Source organism: Candidatus Pseudomonas auctus, assembly GCF_048654275.1.
In the GTDB taxonomy this organism is placed as follows: Bacteria; Pseudomonadota; Gammaproteobacteria; order Pseudomonadales; family Pseudomonadaceae; genus Aquipseudomonas; species Aquipseudomonas pharyngis.
Genome location: NZ_JBJYZK010000004.1, coordinates 38743 through 60875, shown reverse-complemented (window position 1 = coordinate 60875; position 22133 = coordinate 38743). Strand labels below are relative to the sequence as shown.

The 22133-nt window shown below is 59.4% G+C and carries 16 protein-coding genes and 4 tRNA genes; 7 read left to right on the top strand and 13 right to left on the bottom strand.

The window, feature by feature from the left end; all coding sequences use genetic code 11:
* Positions 1-34 precede the first annotated feature (34 nt).
* Complete coding sequence (locus ACKUG4_RS09335) at positions 35-997, bottom strand: zinc-binding dehydrogenase (protein WP_445433875.1); 963 nt, start codon at positions 995-997, stop codon at positions 35-37.
* A gap of 181 nt (positions 998-1178) precedes the next feature.
* Here ACKUG4_RS09335 and ACKUG4_RS09330 point away from each other — a divergent pair, with 181 nt between their 5' ends.
* Both ACKUG4_RS09330 and ACKUG4_RS09325 read left to right on the top strand, forming a co-directional pair.
* The gene (locus ACKUG4_RS09330) at positions 1179-3263 is read left to right on the top strand and encodes a carboxy terminal-processing peptidase (RefSeq protein WP_166742345.1); all 2085 of its coding nucleotides are present in this window, start codon (positions 1179-1181) and stop codon (positions 3261-3263) included.
* A 134-nt stretch (positions 3264-3397) separates the two neighbouring features.
* Positions 3398-5188, top strand: a complete 1791-nt coding sequence (locus ACKUG4_RS09325) for a bifunctional diguanylate cyclase/phosphodiesterase (protein WP_445433874.1) — start codon at positions 3398-3400, stop codon at positions 5186-5188.
* A gap of 357 nt (positions 5189-5545) precedes the next feature.
* On the opposite strand, the gene ACKUG4_RS09320 is transcribed toward ACKUG4_RS09325, so the two are convergent.
* The 7 genes from ACKUG4_RS09320 to bamJ form a co-directional block, all read right to left on the bottom strand.
* A complete protein-coding gene (locus ACKUG4_RS09320) occupies positions 5546-5902 on the bottom strand; it encodes a hypothetical protein (RefSeq protein ID WP_445433873.1) in 357 nt (118 codons plus the stop codon).
* On the bottom strand, positions 5902-10668 hold the full coding sequence (locus tag ACKUG4_RS09315) for an RHS repeat-associated core domain-containing protein (RefSeq protein ID WP_445433872.1): 4767 nt from the start codon (positions 10666-10668) through the stop codon (positions 5902-5904). Before ACKUG4_RS09315 ends, ACKUG4_RS09320 begins: the two co-directional genes overlap by 1 nt.
* A gap of 225 nt (positions 10669-10893) precedes the next feature.
* The gene (locus ACKUG4_RS09310) at positions 10894-11301 is read right to left on the bottom strand and encodes an SEL1-like repeat protein (protein ID WP_085608825.1); all 408 of its coding nucleotides are present in this window, start codon (positions 11299-11301) and stop codon (positions 10894-10896) included.
* The gene (locus ACKUG4_RS09305) at positions 11302-11673 is read right to left on the bottom strand and encodes a hypothetical protein (protein WP_003223109.1); all 372 of its coding nucleotides are present in this window, start codon (positions 11671-11673) and stop codon (positions 11302-11304) included. It abuts the gene before it with no gap.
* Complete coding sequence (locus ACKUG4_RS09300) at positions 11670-12011, bottom strand: helix-turn-helix domain-containing protein (protein WP_007950435.1); 342 nt, start codon at positions 12009-12011, stop codon at positions 11670-11672. The genes ACKUG4_RS09305 and ACKUG4_RS09300 overlap by 4 nt, the downstream gene beginning before the upstream one ends.
* A 114-nt stretch (positions 12012-12125) precedes the next feature.
* Positions 12126-12581: a YkvA family protein gene (locus ACKUG4_RS09295; protein WP_007950434.1), complete on the bottom strand. Its 456-nt coding sequence runs from the start codon at positions 12579-12581 to the stop codon at positions 12126-12128.
* A gap of 297 nt (positions 12582-12878) precedes the next feature.
* Entirely contained in the window at positions 12879-13601 is a 723-nt protein-coding gene (bamJ, locus tag ACKUG4_RS09290; RefSeq protein WP_445433871.1) for a BamJ family beta-barrel-assembly machinery protein, read from the bottom strand.
* A 270-nt stretch (positions 13602-13871) separates the two neighbouring features.
* Here bamJ and ACKUG4_RS09285 point away from each other — a divergent pair, with 270 nt between their 5' ends.
* Positions 13872-15680 (top strand): di-heme-cytochrome C peroxidase, encoded by a 1809-nt coding sequence (locus tag ACKUG4_RS09285; RefSeq protein WP_445433870.1) that lies wholly within the window; start codon positions 13872-13874, stop codon positions 15678-15680.
* Positions 15681-15706: 26 nt separating this feature from the next.
* A complete protein-coding gene (locus tag ACKUG4_RS09280; protein WP_221399669.1) occupies positions 15707-16843 on the top strand; it encodes a catalase family protein in 1137 nt (378 codons plus the stop codon).
* A gap of 144 nt (positions 16844-16987) precedes the next feature.
* Here ACKUG4_RS09280 and ACKUG4_RS09275 read toward each other — a convergent pair.
* The 4 genes from ACKUG4_RS09275 to ACKUG4_RS09260 form a co-directional block, all read right to left on the bottom strand.
* Positions 16988-17064 (bottom strand) — tRNA-Asp (locus ACKUG4_RS09275).
* Positions 17065-17083: 19 nt separating this feature from the next.
* A tRNA-Val gene (locus ACKUG4_RS09270) sits at positions 17084-17159 on the bottom strand.
* A gap of 190 nt (positions 17160-17349) precedes the next feature.
* A tRNA-Asp gene (locus ACKUG4_RS09265) sits at positions 17350-17426 on the bottom strand.
* Between the two features lie 19 nt (positions 17427-17445).
* Positions 17446-17521 (bottom strand) — tRNA-Val (locus tag ACKUG4_RS09260).
* 159 nt (positions 17522-17680) lie between these two features.
* On the opposite strand from ACKUG4_RS09260, the gene rdgC reads away from it, so the two are divergent.
* The 3 genes from rdgC (at position 17681) to sugE (ending at position 20074) form a co-directional block, all read left to right on the top strand.
* A complete protein-coding gene (gene rdgC / locus ACKUG4_RS09255) occupies positions 17681-18601 on the top strand; it encodes a recombination-associated protein RdgC (protein ID WP_114881971.1) in 921 nt (306 codons plus the stop codon).
* A 74-nt stretch (positions 18602-18675) separates the two neighbouring features.
* Positions 18676-19641: a bile acid:sodium symporter family protein gene (locus tag ACKUG4_RS09250; protein ID WP_445433869.1), complete on the top strand. Its 966-nt coding sequence runs from the start codon at positions 18676-18678 to the stop codon at positions 19639-19641.
* 118 nt (positions 19642-19759) lie between these two features.
* Positions 19760-20074, top strand: coding sequence for a quaternary ammonium compound efflux SMR transporter SugE (gene sugE, locus ACKUG4_RS09245; protein WP_085682912.1), 315 nt, complete (start codon positions 19760-19762; stop codon positions 20072-20074).
* A gap of 122 nt (positions 20075-20196) precedes the next feature.
* Here sugE and ACKUG4_RS09240 read toward each other — a convergent pair whose 3' ends face one another.
* A complete protein-coding gene (locus ACKUG4_RS09240; protein WP_445433868.1) occupies positions 20197-22071 on the bottom strand; it encodes an MFS transporter in 1875 nt (624 codons plus the stop codon).
* Between the last annotated feature and the right edge of the window lie 62 nt (positions 22072-22133).

The following is a 22133-nucleotide window of genomic DNA, read 5'->3' as shown; positions in this document are numbered from 1 at the left end:
GTGGGAGCAGACCTGCTCCCACAAGCATCGATGATCAGCTCAGGCTTTCGTCGATCACCAGCACCAGCTTCCCTGCTACGGTGTTGCTCGCAAGCTCCGCAAACGCAGCCTCGGCATCCTTGATCGGGAACGCCTTGGCCAGTTGCGGCTTCAGGCGTCCTTCGGAAAACAGCGGCCACACGTGCTGGCTCAGATCGCTGAACAGATCGGCCTTGAACTGATCGTCACGGCTGCGCAGGGTCGAACCCAGCAGTTGCACGCGCTTGGCCAGCACCTGAGCCAGATCCAGTTTTGCCTCGCGGCCGCCCATCAGACCGATCAGCACCCAGCGTCCGTCCTGCGCCATCAGCTTGAGGTTCAAAGCCGAATAGTTGCCGCCCACCGGATCCAGGATCACATCGAACGGCCCGAAATCCCGCAGGCTTTCCAGGTCGTCGGTGCGCACCACCCCGCCCTGGGCACCCAACGACTCGCAATAGACCAGCCGCTCAGCCGAACCGACGCTGACCCAGCACGGATTGCCGAAAGCCTTGCACAGTTGAATCGCGGCTGAGCCGATACCACTGGCTCCGGCGTGCAGAAGAACTTTCTCACCCGGTTTGAGCGCCGCAATTTGAAACACATTCAGCCAGACGGTCGCGTACACCTCGGGCAACGCCGCGGCTTCGATCAGCGATACGCCTTCCGGAACCGGCAGCACATGCCGTCCGTCGACGACCACTTCTTCGGCCATCCCGCCCCCGGCCAGCAAGGCGCAGACCCGGTCACCGACCTGCCAGGACGATCCTGCACCGACCTCGCTGATCACCCCGGAACACTCAAGACCCAGCACCTGGCTGGCACCCGGAGGGGGTGGATAAAGTCCTGCTTTCTGTAATAAATCCGCGCGATTGAGGCCCGCTGCCGCCACCCGGATGCGAACTTGTCCTACATCGCATGTAGGACTTGGTTCATCAACCCATGCCACTTGACCTTCAACGCCTTGCAATGCCTTCACAGTGCCTCCATAGTGAGTCTGGACTGAGCCCGAAGCTGTAGCGCCGGGCTTTTTGCATTATGCGACCGGCCCTGGGGTCTGAACGAACGCTGAACAGCAGTTATCGTACAGAGCGTAGCGGTACCGGCGACTTCAAAGACGGCCTAATATGCGTTATCAATTGTCCCCGCGTCGAATCAGCATGAAGCATCTGCTCCCCAGCACCGCCCTCGCTCTTTTCATCGGTATCGGTCTGTTGCCGGTGTCGGGCACCACATTCGCAGCCAACAGCTGGGACAAGTTACAGCCTGATCGCGACGAAGTGATCGCCAGTCTGAACGTCGTCGAGTTGCTCAAGCGTCATCACTACAGCAAGCCGCCGCTCGACGATGCGCGCTCGGTGATCATCTACGACAGCTACATCAAGCTGCTCGACCCGTCGCGCAGCTATTTCATGGCCAGCGACATCGCCGAATTCGACAAGTGGAAGACCCAATTCGACGACTTCCTCAAGAGCGGCGACCTCAACGCCGGGTTCACCATCTACAAGCGCTACCTGGACCGCGTGAAGGCGCGTCTGGACTTCGCCCTTGCCGAGCTGAACAAAGGCGTCGACAAGATGGACTTCACCACCAGGGAAACCTTGCTGATCGATCGCAAGGATGCTCCGTGGCTCAAGTCCACCGCCGAACTCGATGACCTGTGGCGCAAACGCGTCAAGGACGAAGTGCTGCGGCAGAAGATCGCCGGCAAAGAGCCGAAGCAGATCCAGGAAACCCTGACCAAGCGCTACAAGAATCAACTGGCGCGTCTGGACCAGACCCGCGCCGAAGACATCTTCCAGGCGTACATCAACACCTTCGCCATGTCTTACGATCCGCACACCAACTATCTGTCGCCGGATAACGCGGAGAACTTCGACATCAACATGAGCCTGTCCCTCGAGGGCATCGGCGCCGTGTTGCAGAGCGACAACGACCAGGTGAAAGTCGTGCGTCTGGTGCCGGCAGGCCCGGCCGACAAGACCAAGCAGGTTGCTCCGGCCGACAAGATCATCGGCGTTGCCCAGGGCAACAAAGAGATGGTTGACGTGGTCGGCTGGCGTCTGGACGAAGTGGTCAAGCTGATCCGTGGCCCGAAAGGCACCGTGGTGCGTCTGGAAGTCATCCCGGCCAGCAATGCGCCGAACGATCAGACCAGCAAGATCGTGCCGATCACCCGCGAAGCGGTGAAGCTCGAAGACCAGGCCGTGAAGAAGTCCGTGCTGAACCTGAAACAGGACGGCAAGGACTACAAGCTCGGCGTGATCGAGATTCCGGCGTTCTACCTCGACTTCAAGGCCTTCCGTGCCGGCGATCCGGACTACAAGAGCACCACTCGCGACGTCAAGAAGCTGCTGACCGAACTGCAGAAAGAGAAAGTCGACGGCGTGGTCATCGACCTGCGCAACAACGGCGGCGGTTCCCTGCAGGAAGCCACCGAGCTGACCAGCCTGTTCATCGACAAGGGCCCTACCGTGCTCGTGCGTAACGCCGATGGCCGGGTCGATGTACTTGAAGATGAAAACCCGGGCGCCTTCTACAAAGGCCCGATGGCGCTGCTGGTCAACCGCCTGTCCGCCTCGGCTTCGGAGATCTTCGCCGGCGCCATGCAGGACTATCACCGTGCGCTGATCATCGGTGGCCAGACCTTCGGCAAAGGCACCGTGCAGACCATCCAGCCGCTGAACCACGGCGAACTGAAACTGACCCTGGCCAAGTTCTACCGGGTTTCCGGCCAGAGCACCCAGCATCAGGGCGTACTGCCGGACATCGATTACCCGTCGATCATCGACACCAAGGAAATCGGCGAAAGCGCCCTGCCGGAAGCCATGCCGTGGGACACCATCCGCGCAGCGATCAAACCGGCGAGCGATCCGTTCAAGCCGTACCTGGCCCAGCTGAAATCCGAGCATGACAGCCGTTCTGCCAAGGATGCGGAGTTCGTGTTCATCCGCGACAAGCTGGCCCTGGCGCAGAAGCTGCTGGAAGAAAAAACCGTCAGCCTCAATGAAGCCGAACGCCGTGCCCAGCACGCCGACATCGACGCCAAGCAACTGGCGATGGAAAACATCCGTCGCAAGGCCAAAGGCGAAGAACCGCTCAAAGAGCTGAAGAAAGAAGACGACGACGCCCTGGCCGCCGCCGAGCCGGACAAGGTCAAACCGGAAGACGACGCCTACCTGAGCGAGACCGGGCGAGTGCTGCTGGATTACCTGAAGCTGAGCAACCAGGTCGCAAAGAAGTAAGGTGATGGCAATTTAATGCTGACGATCCCCGGATCGTCATCAAACAGTCATCATTCTGTCGTGCAATAAAGGACTGGGAGCTGTTCTCTTCATCGAGAACGCTCCCAGTCCTTTTTTTATCGCCAGAGATTGCCATGACCACGACCGAACAGCTGAGTGCCTTGAGCTCGATCCTGACTCAAAGCGGATTACACAGCCTGTTCCAGCCGATCATTTGCCTCTCCGAACGGCGCATTCTCGGCTACGAAGCCCTGACCCGCGGCCCGTCCAACAGCCCGCTGCACTCGCCCATCGCCCTGTTCGCCGTGGCCCGTCAGGCCGGGCGCTTGAGCGAACTGGAAATCGCCTGCCGTCAGAGTGCCTGTCGTCGCTTCAACGAACAGCAGTTGCCGGGCAAGCTGTTTCTCAACGTCTCTCCCGAATCCCTGCTCGAAGCCGCGCACCAGCCGGGGCGCACGCTGCAGCTGCTGCAGGATTTCGGTATTCCGCCGAGCCAGGTGGTGATCGAACTCACCGAACAGACGCCGATCGATGATTTCCAGTTGCTGCAAACAGCACTGCATCACTATCGGGCGATGGGGTTTTCGATTGCCCTCGACGATCTTGGGGCCGGTTATTCAAGCCTGCGTCTGTGGTCGGAGCTGCGGCCGGATTACGTGAAGATCGACCGGCACTTCATCGACGGCATTCATCAGGATGCGTTGAAACGCGAGTTCGTCGGATCAATCCTGCAAATCGCCAAGGCTTCCCGGGCGCAGGTGATTGCCGAAGGTATCGAGTTGCCAGAGGAACTGGCGGTACTGACCGAAATGGGTGTGGATCTGGTACAGGGCTACCTGCTCGGCCGTCCTCAGGAACACCCGTCGCGCGATGCCCGGGCCTTGATGCCCAAGCACGACAGCAGCGCCGTGGCGCTGAACGATGAAGGCAGCGATCTCAGAGCCCTGCTCAACGATCAACCCGCCGTGAATCGCGACACACCGACCGCCACCGTACTGGAGGCTTTCCGCCGCCAGGCCAACCTCAACTCGCTGGCGGTGCTCGATGAACAGGGCCAACCGTGCGGCATCGTTCATCGTCACTCGTTGTCCGATGCGCTGCTCAAACCCTTTGCCACCGACCTGTTCGCCCGCAAACCGATCAGCCGCCTGATGAACGACGACTTCCTCGCCGTGGAAATGAGCCAGTCGCTGCAACAGGTCAGCCGCCTGATCACCAGCCGCGCCCGCCAACGCATCGAAGAGGATTTCATCATCACCCTCAACGGCAGCTACCTGGGCCTGGGCCGGGTGATTGACGTGCTCAAACTGATCACCGAACTGAAAATCCAGCAGGCCCGCTATGCCAATCCGCTGACCTTGCTGCCGGGGAATGTGCCGATTCAGCAATGTTTGACGAGGTTGCTGCAGCAGGGGCGCGAGTCGGTCATTTGCTATGTCGACATCGACAGTTTCAAACCCTTTAACGATATCTACGGGTATGGACGTGGGGATGAGGTGCTGCTGTGTCTGGCGCAATGCCTCAACGAACGCGTCGACCCGTCTCGCGACTTTGTCGGGCAAATTGGAGGGGACGATTTTCTGTTGGTGCTCGGCCCGGAGGATTGGCGCAAACGACTTAACCAGTTGCTGGATGATTTCCAGAGCCAATGCCGACGGTTTTATCGTCCCGAACACCTTGAGGCTGGGTGTTTTGTTGCGCCTAACCGCCAGGGTATACGACAGGAGTTTCCGTTGCTGTCACTGTCCATTGGCGTGGTGCATTTGCATCCTGAAGCGTGTGCGCAGCTGGATGCGAGTCAGTTGGCGGAAATGGCTTCGCAGGCGAAGCATCATGCGAAGAATGTTCCGGGGTATAGCGTGCATTTGATTGATAGCCTTACGGTTCCTGAACTTCATTCACCGCAGGTCGTTGGCCAACGCTGACGCGCCAAACAACACAGATCCCAGTGGGAGAAAGCTTGGTCGCGAAGGGGGCTGCCCAATCAGCCTGAACGTTATTATCTCCATCCTTCTCCCATCAAAGCCGAGGACCACCAAACAAACTCAGGTCGAATCGTGCTCTGCAACTAAGATAGAACTCACCCTCAAGGCTAGTCTTATCATGACGAAAATCCATTATCTGCTTATAAAACGACTTTATGGCTGAATCATTCGAACTACTCATAGCATTAATCACCTCACACTTTTTATAAACCTGCTCCGCCACACTCATCACGTTCTCGAAATATTTAAAGTCGTTGAATGACCATCTCCCCTCAATGACCTCAATCATTCAGTATTTCACCCCTTGATATTTTCAAGCTGATATCTGACCAAACACTTCAGCAGAACCTGCATAAATCGGCGCTGATCCAAAATATCGTCGTCAAAATACGTCGTCATTCGCCCAAACACACGATCAAAACTGTCACCCTCCTTTAAAAAATGAGCGATGGTTTCTGTTAGAGAAGCCTGTTCGCGAGGGGTATAGTCCAAAAATTCAGGTTTCAAAAGAACATCAAACAACTCAGTTAGCTCTTCATCATTATTTACATTTCTGGAAACTATAAACCTCTCCCTCTCGTCATTTCTTAAATTCTCTATATCAAAAACAAAAAGCAGATTTTTTATATCGACAATCTCATATGAAACTTTCATCAATCAAAATCCGTATATGCTGTCTTTACACGCCCATTTGCATCAAGAATAACTACCGCCTTCGTTTGCCTTCCATACTCAAGGCTTCCTTTCTTGTATCCCTCACCAATCACTTTCCCCATATCAATCGGCCTCTTCGATATTTGTAGGTTTGTGTATCGAAGAATCAGCTGTGCTCTATAAATAGCATTTAACTGATCTCTATGACTCAAAAAATGCGTGGCCGCCGATGGGATCATAGGCTGCCCTTTCTTCTTCCCACTGCTATAAACCTCCACGATTCCTGTCGTCGGATTTTTAGCTGAGGTCACTCGTTCAAATTGAGAGTTCAAGGTAGTTTGGGCACCGTGTTTTTCCAGAAAATGCTCTCCATTCGTTGGATCCTCCATGTCATGTAAACGCCTATAAGCATTTTCCTCAGCTAACTCATCAATCCTCGCCCGCCGCTCCTGCGCCGTCATCTTCGGCAGCGCTGGCTCACCCTCATCAACAACTGAACCACCCACCCCATCCGGCACCGGACAGCCCGGCTTGTTCGGCGGCGGACAATTGGAGGTCAACCCCAACGGATCCACCCACCCCATCGGATTCGGCACGTACCGGTACTGATTCAGCCCACCCGCCAGCTTCACCGGATCCGGCGTCAGGTACCGACCCATGTCCGGGTCGTAATACCGGTGCCGGTTGTAATGCAGCCCGCTTTCGTCATCGAAGTACTGCCCCTGAAAGCGCAGCGGCTGATTCAGGTAATCCTCGGTCGCGAGTTCCAGCGAGGTGACTTTGCCGTAGGCGCTGTATTTGGCGGACCAGACGATCTCGCCGCTGTAATCCGTCAATTCCTGCGGGGTGCCGAGGTGGTCGAGTTGGTAGTAGAACGGGCAGGCGCGTTTCGGGCCTTTGCCGTCGAGCATGACCAATGGGCGGAAGGTGCCGGGTTCGTAGATGAAGCTGCGATGCTGGGTCGTGCTGCTTTCGGCGATCAGGTGGTCGCCTTGCCAGAAAAACTCGGTGGTCTGGCCATTGACGGTCTTGCGGATGCGCCGGCCGAAGGCGTCGTATTGGTAGGTCGCGGTTTTGCCATCCGGGCGGGTCAGGCCGATCAGGCGGTGCTGGCTGTCGTAGCGGTATTCGGTGATCAGTATCTGCGCGCGGCCGCGGCGTTCGCGGATCAGGTTGCCGAAGGCGTCGTAGTCGTAATGGCGGTCGCCCTGCATCCGCAGGCGGTTGCCTTTGATCTGTGTCGGGCCGGGGCGGTCCTGCATCAGCAGGTTGCCGGCCGGGTCGTGGGCGAAGTTTTCCGGCAGGTCGTCGCGGGTGTGGCGCACGCTGGCCAGACGGTCGAGGGCGTCGTAGTAATAGCTACGTTGACCGTGACGGCTGTGGGCGATAGACGCCAGGTTGCCATTGACCGCGTAACTGTAGTGGCGCAAGTACAGCGCTCGGTCATGCTGATGGACAGAATGAACCCGCAACCGGCCCTGTTCGTCGTAGGCATATTCACTGAGCAGCAGGCCTTGTTGACGTTGCTGTTCGCGGCCGTTCTGGTAGACGTGGCGGGTCAGCAAGGCGCCGTTGAGGTCGATCGCGGTCAGCGCGCCGCCCTTGGCGTAGTGGTAGTCGAGCTTGCTGTTGTCCGGCAGACGCATGCGAGTGAGCTGGCCGCAGGCGTCGTAGGTGTAACGCAAGGTGCCCCAGCCCTGATGCTCGCGCACCAGCCGGTCCTGCAGGTCGTATTCGAAGGCCAGCGGGTGATCCTGGCCGTCATCCACGCCGACCAAACGGCCTAAACGGTCATAGCGATAGCTGACCTCGACCCCGTCCGGCAGGGTCTTGAGCAGCAATCGCCCGGCGCTGTCGCGCTGGTAAGTGGTGACCAGCGTCGAGCCGTCGTCGCCGAACTCGGTCTTTTCCAGCAGGTGACCGTTGCGGTCGTAGGCATACGCCGTACGCCGGCCATCGAAGCCGGTTTCCTGTCGGATCAGTCCGGTAGGCGTGTAGTCCAGCCGGTACTTTTCGCCCGACTCGTTCTCGATTTCCGTCAGCAGCAGCTGCGCATGGTCGTAGCGGTACTGCAGCCGGGTGCCGTCGGGGTTGATCCGCCGGCTGACCAAATGCAGGTCATCGTCATATTCGTAGCGGGTGATGCGCCCCAGTTCATCGCGTTCGGCGGTGATCTGGCCGTAGGCGCTGTAGGACCAGGCGCGGGTGGCGCCATTCGGCGAGGTGGTCTGGATCAGCCGGCCAACGGCGTCCCAGGCATGACGGGTGACCGCGCCATGTTCGTCCTGCGCCGTCGTCCGCCGCCCCAAGGCATCGTAGGAAAACTTCCGCACCCCACCGTCCGGCAGACTTTCCTCGACCAACTGGCCCAGGTCGTTCCACATGAACACATGGCGACCACTGTCCGGATAACGGACCGACAGCAACCGCCCCTGCGCGTCGTAGTGGTAATGGGTGACGTGGCCATCCGGGTCGACCGCTTCGGTGATATCACCCTGGGCATTGCGCCGGTACGTCCACACCGCATCGCCACGCGAACGGCTGTGCAGGAAACCGTTGCGGTATTCGTAGGACGTCGGCGCATCGTCCGGCGGAATCAGCGCGATCAGCCGTCCGGCGTCGTCGTAGCGGTATTCGGTGACCGCCCCCAGCGCATCCTGCTCGGCGACCAATCGGCCCTGCGCGTCGTAGGCCTTGAGCTGTTCGCCACCATCGGCGGCGACCTGACGCACCAGCCGCGCCGTATCGTCGTGGACGTAGGTTTCTTCAGTGCCGTCGACGTACTGCACCGTGACACTGCCGGCGTCATCCCAGACGTAACGCGTATCCATCTGCGAAAACGACGCCCAGTGCCGCACGCAACGCGCTGCCTTGCCGGCACGCTCCCACTCCCAGAAGAAACTCGCGCCGCCCGCCAGTTGCCGTTGCAGGATGACGTGCTGGTCGTCGTAGTCGTAACGCTCAGTCTCGCCGACGGCGTTCGACGCCTCGATCAATCGATGGCGGGCATCAAAGCGGTAGCTGGCCAGCGTCTGCTCGGTGCGCCAGACCGCATCGCGCCAAACCTGATAATCGACCGCAACCAGATGCGCTCGCTCATAGCGCAGCAACAAGGAACGGCCAGCCCCGTTGTCCAGACGCTGAATCCGGTCGGAAAGATCCCGATGCACCGTCAGACGATTGCCATAGGCATCGCTGACAGCTGTCAGACGCCCAACCCGAAAGTGATAAAACCGCGCCGCGTCCCCCGCCAGCGCAACAATCAACTCCTCCGGCTCATCCCCGAGAAAGATCGCCGCCCGCGACAAGCTGTTGTGAATGGCCGGCCGCTCGACATTCGGCAGCGGAAACCGCGTGCGCCGGTTCTCGTGATCGACCCAGACCACCGAAGCGCCATCAATCTCCAGCCGATGCGCCAGCGAATGACTCCAGCCAAACCCCAGCCCGACGTCGATCTCGGCCGCACTGCTGCGGTACAACCGGCTGAACTCGAACGGCAACAGCCCATCGAGCACACCATCGGTCAGCGTTAGCAGCTCTTCGCCAGTGACCATCGACACCGGACAGCCATTGGTGCAAGTCCTCGGCGCACAATCGGCGCTGTCACCGTTGGGGTTCTTCGCCTGATCTGGCGTGTCGTCGTGGTGCTCGTCTTTTTTCAGGGAAGCATTACGCCGGGCATCCCAGCGCAATTGCATGCGGCCCTTTTTCACCCCGGCGGCGATGCCTCGTGCGGCGACGGTTTTGTACTGGTTCACGTAGCCGATGAAGGTGCTGACGATGCCGAACATCGCTTTCACCAGACGCATCACCGCCGACAGTAACTGGGCGCCACGCTCCGCCAGACGCAAGGTCAGATACGCAATCCCCGCCCCGGCACCGACAAAGGTCAGCACAACGCCGATCAACACATCGATCAGCAGTTGCACCACCACCATCGAGACGGCCTCGGCGGTTTTTCCGGCAATTTCATTAGGTGGCAGCATCTCCAGCCAGAGGCTGGCGGTACGCAGCAACAGGCACAGCGCCGCCTCGTCACTGACGAGCAGTTGGAGCTGCTCCATCTTTTCGGGCATCGATACCGCGAACTCGGCCAACGCTGTCGCTCTGTCTCCCAGACGACCACCAAACTCGAGCGGATTCTTGAGGATCTCCGACAGCAACCCGATGCTGTCCCACACTCCCTCGATCGCCGCCCAGCTCCCGGCCAGCATGCCGTTCCCGGCTGCTGTGGCCACCGACTGCGACCATTGCGGCTTGAAGCCCTGCCATTCGCTGCGCAGCCAGTCATCCAGCTGCCGAGTCAGGCCATCGTAGGACTCGAAAAGCGCTTCAACCTGCTGCTCGCTGGCCTCGCCGTGCACCACCACCCGATAAAACTTGCCCGCCTCACCGGTGAACTCCCCTTTGCCCTGAGCATCAAGGGTGACGGACTTGACTGCGCCGCCCTCCACCGCCACCACATCGACAACGATGCCGCCCAACGGAATGTCGTACGCCGACTCGAACTTGCTCTCGATCTCCATCGGCCCGGATTCCGGGCATTGCACGATCGCAGAAGAGAAGCGGTTGTCGTCAATCGCGACTGCCGTACTGTGTTCGCCGAATCGGATGACCCGCTCCATCCCCATCAGCGACGGCAGATCGGCCGCATGACTGACGCCGTCTGCCGAGCGACTGAGCCAGTGCTTCAGCTGTTCGCGATAGAGATCGAGGGTGCGGGGAAAGCTGTCGAGTTCTTGCTCGATGCGGGTGACGGCATCCATCAGCGCATTCCCATGCGCATGGCGAAACGAAAAACCGGGTCAAACATGTGCGTTCCCTCGCGCAAAAATCAGGCGAGGGACTGTGCGGGGGATCAAACAGAAAAGAAGTCAGGCGAGTAGGCGAAGGATGTAGGAGAAGTCTGTAACTGATCTTTATCGAACTGCGGACGCAAGAACGGGGCGAGAGGTTTCCCTCACGCCCCGTTCACGGAACAGGTGATTTGCTTATTGAGAAGCGTCTCGACCAGCCAGCTCTTTCAACTTGAGCTCGGCCAACGGATGCCCGGCCTTGGCGGCCATGGTCCACCAGCGAGCGGCTTCCGAAGGATCTGGCGCTTTGCTCGGCGTACCTGCAAGACTGATGACACCGACCTGATACGCCGCTTTGCCATCCCCGGCCAGCGCTGCCAGTCGCAACAACCGCACACCTTCTTCACGCGCGCCCAGGCCAACCCCGCGAAACGTCAGGATGTGCCCGTAAAAACTTTGCGCGCCGACATCGCCCAGGTTGGCCATGCGCGCAAACTGCCCTTCCAGCCAGCGCCAGCCGCGGGGCTGACGAACAAACCACGACCAGTGAAACAGCCTACGGGCCAGCCAGTAACTTGCCCGCGCCTTGAGTCGTAAAAACACTCAGGCCTCCGCCGATTCCGGGTACTCGTACTCAAACACCCGTACCACTTCCGAGGCATGCCAGGAGGCGGCGGCAACACCGTCGGACGGCCCGGAAAAACGCCCCAGACGCTCGACACACTCAAAGAAACCGGTGCGTGGCAGGCGACTGGCACCCTGGCTGATCACCAGCGAACTGCGCAACGGTTGTTCGGCTTTCGCGTCCAGTGCGGCGAGATGCTCCAGTGCAGCAGTCAATGTCTGCATGGCCGGCGTGGGCAGTTGCAGACGTTCAAGCAAGGCTCGATAAGTCAAAAGATGGCGCTGCCTGCGCGCCTGATCCAGCTCCCCCAGCAATCCGTCCCAATGTTGACGACTGATGCGTACGCTCACGATTGTTCCCTCCACCCTGGCACCGTCAACTCCCAGGCCAGGCTGCGGCGAATCGCGGCGTCGGGCAGACGCTCGCCACTTTCAATCATGGCCAGGTAAGACGGGCTGATGCCTACCGTGCGGGCCAGCGCCTCGATGGCGATGCCCTTCCCTTCGCGCAAACTGCGTAACTGATCCAGACCTGGAAGAATCGGGTCCGGGGTTGCCGCAAGCGGCGCTGGAGCCGGTTGCGACGGTGCTTCGTTGATGCCTGCTGCTTTCAGTAGAGCCTGATACTGAGCCCATGGCAGAACCGCATATTCGGGTTCGCCATCGCGTGCAATTATCTGAATATCCATGACTACCCCGTAGGACAACAACACTTAGCGAGTCGGCACTTTTCCCTAGAAGTGTAATCCTAACAGCGGCCAAGGTCGTGGGGGGTATCTATCTGTATAAGAGGCTGTCGCGATTCAGGACTTTTTCGGCCCCTGAAGCTGAAGTTGCTCGGGCGTATCGGGCAGACGCTCGACCACTCTGAGCTTTTCCGGCGCCTGGCGCTGACGCCACAGGCGGAAGGCGTTCAGTTCATCGTCGAGGGTTTTCATTAGCCAGGCGAGAACGGCGATGTCATCGAGCATGCCGAACATGGGAATGAAATCCGGGATCGCATCCACCGGGCTGAGGAAGTACATCAGACCGGCCACCACCGAAACGATCGCCTTGGCGCTGATCGCGCGGTATTCGCCGCGCCAGTAAGCCAGGCACAGCGCCTGCAACAGACGCAAATCGTCCTTCAGCTTGCCGAGGCGATTGCCTTGGGCGGCGCCTTTGCTGGCCACGGCGAACAACAAGGTCGGCAAGCGGCCTCGAGCCAGCAGTCGTCCGGCCAAAGGCAGGAATCGGGCGAAATTCCACGGCGCTTTCATTTATTTCTCCCGTTGAAATGTTATCCACACAAATTGTGGATAACCTTGTGAACAGAGCTGCATTTCAGCGCTGAGAGCCCCGTTTCATAAGGGCTGCGCTCAGATCGGGCGTTTTTTACACACATAAAAAAACCCAATATTTCATTGACTTGGCGGCTCCGGGCGTCTAGCGCGAGCAACCTTAAAGTCTAGGACTGCCATGACCGGCATCGGTTCGGTCTGTTTACGCCGACCATCGTCCAGATGCAACAACGCCCCGCATAAGCGAGGCGTTGTTGTTGAAACCGGTGCCGATGCTTATTGCTTGGCGGCAGCGGCGTCTTCTTTGGCTGGATCCTTGATACCCAACAGCTCCAGGTCGAAGACCAGAACCGAGTTGGCCGGGATTGCCGGGCTTGGCGATTGTGCGCCGTAAGCCAGATCGCTAGGGATGTACAGCTTGTACTTCTCGCCAACGTGCATCAGTTGCAGGCCTTCGACCCAACCCGGGATCACACCGCTGACCGGCAGATCGATCGGGCTGCCGCGCTCGACGGAGCTGTCGAATACGGTGCCGTTGGTCAGCTTGCCGGTGTAGTGAACGGTCACGACATCGGTAGGCTTAGGCTGTGGGCCGTCGGCTTTGTTGACCACTTCGTACTGCAAGCCGGAAGCAGTGGTGGTCACGCCGGCTTTCTTGCCGTTTTCTTCGAGGAATTTCTTGCCGGCGGCTGCCGACTCTTCGCTCATCTTGGCCATGCGCTCTTCGGCACGCTTTTGCAGCGCGGCGAAAGCTTCGACCAGTTCTTCATCTTTCAGCTTCTGTTCTTTCTTGCCAACGGCATCTTCGATGCCCTGGGCTACCGCTTTGGAGTCCAGATCATCCATGCCTTCCTGAGCAAGGCTCTTGCCCATGTTCAGGCCGATACCGTAGGAAGCTTTTTGCGCCGGGGTTTTCAGCTCTACGCTGGTCTGCGAATCACAACCCGCGAGTACCAGGCTAACCAGGGCAACCGCCGCCGCCAACCGATGCTGTTTCATGCTATTTCCTTGTTCATGCGCCGAAAGGGCAATCGAGTAAAGCCGCGAGCTTATCAGGCCGCCACGACCAATGGCTACCGGCATGAGAGCAGGAATCTTCCGATAAGTTCAGGGATTAAAACGCATTTGGCCAACGCCGTGATGAAGCTTCTGTCATCTGGCTCTGACGACAATTGATGTCACCTCCCACAACACTTGGCGTAATGGCCACTTGCCGCACACCACCCGCCTCAGGCATAACAGCGCAACAAATCGACAAGGATGTTCATCTTGCGCCTCTTATACCGTGTGCTGACGCTGATCGTGGTGCTGCTGGGACTGGTCCTGGCAGCGGTTCTTTACTATGTCGCCAATCCGAAATTGCCCTTCCCGACGCCCGCGAAACAGGTGCATTACCTGGATCAGTGGACTGAGCAAGAGCGCCAGACCTACTACTTCACCCCACAGGGAACGCAGGTCAAAGGCTTGCGTTACGAATGGTTCCAGGCGCTGGAGCTGCCTTTCTCGCAGCAACGTTTTGCCTCCCCGGAATACCTCGCGCGCTTCGGCTTTCTGATCGATCCGCAGCAGAAAGCCACGCCGGACAACCCGGGCAATCTGCCGGTGGGTTTCGCCCGGCACCGGAATCCCGGCAACTCCGAGCAATATCTCGACATCACCTGCGCGGCCTGCCACACCGGCGAATTGCACTTCAATGGCCAGGCAGTGCGCATAGACGGCGGCTCGGCTCAGCATGTGTTGCCTTCCAGCGTTCCTACATTGCGCGGCGGCAGTTTCGGACAGGCATTGGTCGCCAGTCTCACCTCGACTTACTACAACCCGTGGAAATTCGAGCGCTTTGCCCGCCACGTGCTGGGCAACGACTACGACGCACGCCACGAACAACTGCGCAAAGACTTCAAACGCTCACTGAACACCTTCATCAAAGTGGCCTGGAATGACACCCATCGCGGCCTCTACCCCACCGAAGAAGGCCCCGGCCGCACCGATGCCTTCGGGCGTATCGCCAACGCGACCTTCGGCGATGCGATCTCCCCAAGCAACTATCGCGTGGCCAACGCCCCGGTGGATTACCCGCAGCTATGGGACATGTGGACCTTCGACTGGGTGCAATGGAACGGCTCGGCGCAGCAACCGATGGCGCGCAATATCGGCGAGGCGCTGGGGGTCGGCGCCACGCTGAATTTCTTCGACGCCAACGGCCAGCCGCTGCAGGGCGATGACCGCTATGCCTCCAGCGTACGTGTGCGTGATCTGCACAAGATCGAAGAAACCCTGCAAAAACTGCGACCGCCGGCATGGCCTGAAGAGGTGCTCGGCGTCATCGACAAACCCTTGGCGGCCAAGGGCCGAGCCCTGTTCGCCGAGAATTGCGCCGGGTGCCACGTACCGCGCCAGACCCAGGAAGGCGACCGCTGGGTGCAACACCTGCACATGTTACCGGTGGATGTCATCGGCACCGACCCGAATGCCGCCAACAACATTGCCAATCACCGTTTCGACCTGACCGCCCTGCAATGGAACCTGGCGGAACTCGAACAAATGGACGTGAAGTTACACCCCAAACCCAAGGAACCGCTGGACCTCAGCCAGCTTTCAGTGGCCAAGGGACTGGCTTACGTCACCGCCTTCGTGGAAAACCGCGCGTACCGCGAAGCCGGCGTCACTGCTGCCGAGAAACCCCGGCTCGACGGCTTCGGTCTGCCGATCGGCGTTCGCGAAAAAGTCGCCTACAAGGCGCGTCCGCTTGCTGGTGTATGGGCCACGGCCCCGTTCCTGCACAACGGCTCGGTGCCGAGCCTTTATCAGTTGCTATCACCTCAGGACGAGCGCGCCACCACCTTCTATAAAGGCACCTTCGAATACGACCCGCGCCATCTGGGCTACCGCACCGAAGCCTTCACCAACGGCTTCCTGTTCGACACCCGCATCACCGGCAACCACAACAGCGGCCACGAATTTCGCGCTGGCGAGCGCGGCAACGGCGTCATCGGCCGACTGTTGCAGCCTGAAGAACGCTGGGCGCTGCTCGAATACCTGAAAGTGCTGGGCGGCCCGCTGGAGGCGCAACTGCCATGATCTTCAATTCCTTCAAAAGACCTTCGCTGCTCGCGCGTTTCTGGCTCTGGCTGGGACGGATACTGGGCAAAACCTTGCTGCTCCTGCTGGTGATCGGCCTGATCGGCTGGGCCCTGGCGACCGCCTGGTTCGCCTGGCAGCACCGGGGCCCGGTATCGGCGCTGGAGCAGATTCCAGATGGCGAAGCCGCCATGACCCAGGACGTGATTCAGACCGCCGTGCGCATCGTCGACCAGCACCGCGAAAGCACCCGCTACCTGCGCGACGCCCATGCCAAGGCCCATGGCTGCGTTAAAGCCGACGTGCAGGTATTGCCGGATCTGGCGCAAGAGTTGCGCCAGGGCGTCTTCAGCGAACCGGGCAAGCTGTGGAAAGCGACGATGCGCCTGTCCAACGGCAACGCGTATCCGCAATTCGACAGCATCCGCGATGCCCGGGGCATGGCGCTCAAACTGCTCGATGTGCCGGGCAAGCAGTTGCTGGGTGACCGCCAGGGTCTGAATGAGCAGGACTTTGTGATGTTCAGTCACCCGAACTTCTTTGTCAGCGATGTCGCCGAGTACCGTCAGAATGTGGCGGCGCAGGCTGACGGCAAGAAGGTCATGGCGTTTTTTCCGGGGTGGGATCCGCGCCATTGGCAAATTCGGCACCTGTTCATTGCGCTGGCGACCCTTTCGCCACCACCAGAGAGCCCGACACGTACGACCTACTTTTCGGTCTCGCCCTACAAGTTCGGCGAGGCCAATGCCAAGTTCCGGGTGATGCCGGATCCGGAGCGCTGCCCCACATATACCTTGCCGAAACAGAACCGGGATCTGCCGAACTTCCTGCGCACCGCGTTGAATCAACAGCTGTCGACCGACCGGATACCGGCGTGTTTCGTGTTGCAGATCCAGCGCCAGGACGCGAACAAGTACATGCCGATCGAAGACACCAGCATCGAATGGCGCGAGCAGGACAGCCCATTCCAGACAGTGGCGAGGATCACCCTGCCCCCGCAGGACTTCGACACCCCGGCGTTGAACCTGCAATGCGACAACCTGTCGTTCAATCCCTGGTTCGGCATCGACGCTCATCGCCCGATTGGCGGGATCAACCGCCTGCGCAAAGCGGTGTATGAAGCGGTGAGTGATTACCGCCACAGCCGCAACTCAGCGCAATAGCAGCGCCAGAAACGAAAAAAGCGACCGGCAAAGGTCGCTTTCTCATGTTCAGGCCCGGCAAAGCCAAATCCCGGACAGCAAAAAGCCCGCACCAGGCGGGCTTTCTGTGGTGATCTGGCGTTCAGTGTTCCAGATAACCGAATATGGCGCAGCGGACGGGACTCGAACCCGCGACCCCCGGCGTGACAGGCCGGTATTCTAACCGACTGAACTACCGCTGCGCGAAACGCTTGAAACGAATGGTGGGTGATGACGGGATCGAACCGCCGACATCCTGCTTGTAAGGCAGACGCTCTCCCAGCTGAGCTAATCACCCTTCGCTTCGTTACGGGGCGCATTATGCCACAAGTTTTCGTAAAGTGTTGATTTAATTGAAGTTTTTTTCAAAAAAATCCGAAAACCGGTGAAACGATACATCCCGCATATACAACTCGAGGCAGAAAAAAACCCGCCTTGGCGGGTTTTTCCGTGGTGACCTGGCGTTCAGTGTTCCAGGTTACCGAATATGGCGCAGCGGACGGGACTCGAACCCGCGACCCCCGGCGTGACAGGCCGGTATTCTAACCGACTGAACTACCGCTGCGCTAAACACTTGAAACGAATGGTGGGTGATGACGGGATCGAACCGCCGACATTCTGCTTGTAAGGCAGACGCTCTCCCAGCTGAGCTAATCACCCTTCGCTTCGGTGTGGCGCGCATTCTACGGAGCGACCCAACCTCTGGCAAGCACTTTTTTAAATAATTTTCTCAGCCCTTCCAAAGGCTTAGAGAAGGGTTGGCCTATGACCCGGCGAAGACAATAATGCCCCCCTTTGTATAAAGGAGAGACTCACCCCATGTGGTTCAAGAACCTGCTTATCTATCGCCTGACCCAAGACCTGCCTGTCGATGCCGAGGCGCTGGAAACTGCACTGGCCACCAAACTGGCGCGTCCATGTGCAAGCCAGGAGTTGACCACCTACGGTTTCGTCGCGCCGTTCGGCAAGGGCGAAGATGCTCCACTGGTGCACGTCAGCGGTGACTTCCTGCTGATCTCCGCCCGTAAAGAAGAACGCATCCTGCCGGGCAGCGTCGTGCGTGACGCGGTCAAGGAGAAGGTCGAAGAGATCGAAGCCGAGCAGATGCGCAAGGTCTATAAGAAGGAACGCGATCAGATCAAGGATGAAATCATCCAGGCGTTCCTGCCGCGCGCGTTTATCCGCCGCTCGTCGACCTTCGCCGCCATCGCGCCGAAACAGGGCCTGATCCTGGTCAACTCGGCCAGCCCGAAACGCGCCGAAGACCTGCTCTCCACCCTGCGTGAGGTGATCGGCTCCCTGCCGGTTCGTCCGCTGACAGTCAAAACCGCGCCGACCGCCGTGATGACCGAATGGGTCACCACCCAGCAAGCCGCCCCGGACTTCTTCGTCCTGGACGAGTGCGAACTACGCGACACCCACGAAGACGGCGGCATCGTGCGTTGCAAGCGTCAGGACCTGACCAGCGAAGAAATCCAGCTGCACCTGAGCACCGGCAAGGTGGTGACTCAACTGTCGCTGGCATGGCAGGACAAACTGTCGTTCATGCTCGACGACAAGATGACCGTCAAGCGCCTGAAATTCGAAGATCTGTTGCAGGATCAGGCGGAACAGGACGGCGGCGACGAAGCCTTGGGCCAACTGGACGCCAGCTTCACCCTGATGATGCTGACGTTCGGCGACTTCCTGCCGGCGCTGGTTGAAGCGCTGGGCGGCGAAGAGACTCCGCAGGGCATCTAAGCCTCTGCGCAGTCTTTGGGTTATCTTCAAACGCCACCGCTTCGGTGGCGTTTTCACATAATAAGGAACAGGCCATGCGCGCACTGGCTGCACTGAGTCGTTTTTTTGGCAACACCTTCGCTTACTGGGTTCTGATTTTCGCGGTGATCGCGTTCTTGCAACCGGCCTGGTTCCTCGGCCTCAAAGGCGCGATCGTGCCGTTGCTCGGGCTGGTGATGTTCGGCATGGGCCTGACCCTAAAACTCGACGACTTCGCCGCCGTCGCCCGCCATCCGTGGCGTGTGGCACTGGGCGTGGTCGCGCATTTCGTGATCATGCCGGGGATGGCCTGGTTGCTGTGCCAGATCTTTCATCTGCCGCCGGAAATCGCCGTCGGCGTGATTCTGGTGGGGTGCTGCCCGAGCGGCACGTCCTCGAACGTCATGACCTGGCTGGCCCGTGGCGATCTGGCGCTGTCGGTGGCCATCGCCGCCGTCACCACCCTCCTCGCCCCGCTGCTGACGCCAGCGCTGATCTGGCTGCTGGCCTCGGCCTGGTTGCCGGTTTCGTTCATGGAATTGTTCTGGTCGATCCTGCAAGTGGTGCTGCTGCCGATCATTCTCGGCGTGGTGGCGCAACGTGTGCTTGGGGACAAGGTGCGCCACGCGGTGGAAGTGCTGCCGCTGGTGTCGGTGGTCAGCATCGTGATCATCGTTGCCGCCGTGGTCGCCGCCAGCCAGGCGAAAATTGCCGAATCCGGTCTGCTGATCATGGCCGTGGTGATGTTGCACAACAGCTTCGGCTATTTGCTGGGGTATTTCACCGGACGCCTGTTCGGCCTGCCGCTGCCGCAGCGCAAGTCCCTGGCGCTGGAAGTCGGCATGCAGAACTCGGGGCTGGGTGCTGCGCTGGCCAGTGCGCACTTTTCGCCACTGGCGGCGGTGCCAAGTGCATTGTTCAGTGTGTGGCACAACATTTCCGGGGCGCTGCTGTCGACCTGGTTCCGGCGGATGAGCGAAAAAGAAGACCGTGAGACGTTGGCACAACAGACGGCCGACTGATTCCGGATCGCGGTGCGGCGCACATTTTTAGGTAGTATGTGCGCCACGCGGGGACGACCCTGCGGCTCAATCGAGTTTTCAATCAGGGGACGGCCCCGTCAATCGATGGAGGTCTTCCATGTCCTGGATCATTCTGTTTTTCGCCGGCCTGTTCGAAGTCGGCTGGGCTGTCGGCCTGAAATACACTGATGGTTTCACCCGTCCGCTTCCGACCGTTCTCACCGTTGCCGCCATGGCAGTCAGCTTGGGTTTGCTGGGTCTGGCGATGAAGGAATTGCCGCTGGGCACGGCTTATGCGATCTGGACTGGCGTCGGCGCTGTGGGCACGGTGATTGCCGGGATCATCCTGTTTGGCGAATCGATGGCGTTGATACGCCTGGCCAGCGTTGCACTGATCATCACCGGATTGATCGGGCTCAAGGTCAGCGCTTAAGCCACTGGCCTCATCGCGGGCAAGCCCGCTCCAACAGGTTTTCGGTTGTGCACAAAGTCCATGTTCACTGGAGATCCTGTGGGAGCCGGGCTTGCCCACGATGAGGCCAGCACAGCCAATGATTATCTGACAGTCCCGCGCAACTCCCCGACCAACGCCTGCAACTCCGCTGGCTGCGCTGCTTCAACAGCAACCGGCGAACCCGCCACCAGCGTCACCCGCGACCACAAGCGCCGGAATACCCCCTTGTTCGGATCGCGGCTGAAGAAACTGCCCCACAACCCCTGCAACGCCAGCGGAATCACCGGCACCGGTGTCTCTTCGAGAATCCGCGTCAGCCCGCCCTTGAACTCGTTGATCTCGCCATCGGCGGTCAATTTGCCTTCCGGAAAGATGCAAACCAGTTCACCGTCCTTCAGGTACTGGGCAATCCGGGTGAAGGCCTTTTCGTAGATCTGAATGTCTTCCTGGCGTCCGGCGATAGGAATGGTCCCCGCCGTGCGGAAGATGAAGTTCAGCACCGGCAGGTTGTAGATCTTGTAGTACATGACAAAGCGAATCGGCCGACGCACCGCGCCGCCAATCAGCAAGGCATCGACGAACGACACGTGGTTGCACACCAGCAACGCCGCGCCTTCATCCGGAATCGCGTCAAGGTTGCGATGCTCGACGCGGTACATCGAATGGCTCAGCAGCCAGATCATGAAACGCATGCTGAACTCGGGGACGATCTTGAAGATGTAGGCGTTGACGCCGATGTTCAGCAGCGACACCACCAGGAACAGCTGCGGAATCGACAGTTTGACCACGCTCAGCAACACGATGGTGACAATTGCCGAAATCACCATGAACAGCGCGTTGAGAATGTTGTTGGCGGCAATCACTCGCGCCCGCTCGTTCTCGGCGGTGCGCGACTGGATCAACGCGTACAGCGGCACGATGTAGAAACCGCCAAAGATCCCGAGGCCCAGCACATCGATCAACACCGCCCAGGCATGGCCGAAGCCCAGTACTTCAGTCCAACTGTGGCCGGCGGCGCTTTCTGGAATTCCACCGGAGTGCCACCACAGTAACAGTCCGAAAACGGTCAGGCCGAACGAGCCAAACGGCACCAGGCCGATCTCGACTTTACGCCCGGAAAGTTTCTCGCACAGCATCGAACCCAGCGCGATACCAACTGAAAACACTGTAAGGATCAGGGTGACCACGGTTTCGTCGCCGTGCATCCACTCCTTGGCATAAGCCGGAATCTGCGTCAGATAAATAGCCCCGACGAACCAGAACCACGAGTTGCCGACGATCGAGCGCGACACCGCAGGCGTCTGCCCCAGGCCGAGTTTCAAGGTCGCCCACGACTGACTGAAGATGTTCCAGTTCAGGCGCATTTCCGGGGTCGCCGCCGCCGCGCGAGGAATGCTGCGACTGGCCAGATAACCCAGTACGGCGATGCCGACAATCGCGGCGGACACCACCGGCGCGTAATTGACCGACGACATCATCACCCCCGCGCCGATGGTCCCGGCCAGGATCGCCAGGAACGTGCCCATCTCCACCAGCCCGTTGCCGCCGACCAGTTCATCGTCGCGCAAGGCCTGCGGCAGGATCGAATATTTCACCGGCCCGAACAGCGCCGAGTGCGTGCCCATGGCGAACAGCGCCACCAGCATCAGCGACAGGTGATCGAACAGAAAGCCGATGGATCCCACGGCCATGATGGCGATTTCTGCCAGTTTGATCAGACGGATCAACGCGTCCTTGGCGAATTTTTCCCCGAACTGCCCGGCCAGCGCCGAGAACAGAAAGAACGGCAGAATAAACAGCAGCGCACACAGGTTGACCCAGATCGAGCGATCACCCTCGATGGTCAGCCGATAGAGAATGGCGAGGATCAGCGACTGCTTGAACACGTTGTCATTGAACGCGCCCAGCGACTGGGTGATGAAAAACGGCAGGAAGCGCCGGGTACGCAGCAGGTTGAACTGTGAGGGGTGACTCATCTTCCGTGTGACCCTGTTGTTTTTGGAAAGAGAAGGTAGCGAGTGGCCTGGCTACGCTTATA

Excerpts from the sequence above, each read along its gene's own strand:
- ACKUG4_RS09240 (WP_445433868.1), bottom strand. The coding sequence starts at position 22,071 with ATGAGTCACCCCTCACAGTTCAACCTGCTGCGTACCCGGCGCTTCCTG.
- ACKUG4_RS09250 (WP_445433869.1), top strand. The coding sequence starts at position 18,676 with ATGCGCGCACTGGCTGCACTGAGTCGTTTTTTTGGCAACACCTTCGCT.
- ACKUG4_RS09300 (WP_007950435.1), bottom strand. The coding sequence starts at position 12,011 with ATGGATATTCAGATAATTGCACGCGATGGCGAACCCGAATATGCGGTT.
- bamJ (WP_445433871.1), bottom strand. The coding sequence starts at position 13,601 with ATGAAACAGCATCGGTTGGCGGCGGCGGTTGCCCTGGTTAGCCTGGTA.
- ACKUG4_RS09320 (WP_445433873.1), bottom strand. The coding sequence starts at position 5,902 with ATGAAAGTTTCATATGAGATTGTCGATATAAAAAATCTGCTTTTTGTT.
- ACKUG4_RS09295 (WP_007950434.1), bottom strand. The coding sequence starts at position 12,581 with ATGAAAGCGCCGTGGAATTTCGCCCGATTCCTGCCTTTGGCCGGACGA.
- rdgC (WP_114881971.1), top strand. The coding sequence starts at position 17,681 with ATGTGGTTCAAGAACCTGCTTATCTATCGCCTGACCCAAGACCTGCCT.
- ACKUG4_RS09325 (WP_445433874.1), top strand. The coding sequence starts at position 3,398 with ATGACCACGACCGAACAGCTGAGTGCCTTGAGCTCGATCCTGACTCAA.
- ACKUG4_RS09330 (WP_166742345.1), top strand. The coding sequence starts at position 1,179 with ATGAAGCATCTGCTCCCCAGCACCGCCCTCGCTCTTTTCATCGGTATC.
- ACKUG4_RS09315 (WP_445433872.1), bottom strand. The coding sequence starts at position 10,668 with ATGGATGCCGTCACCCGCATCGAGCAAGAACTCGACAGCTTTCCCCGC.
- sugE (WP_085682912.1), top strand. The coding sequence starts at position 19,760 with ATGTCCTGGATCATTCTGTTTTTCGCCGGCCTGTTCGAAGTCGGCTGG.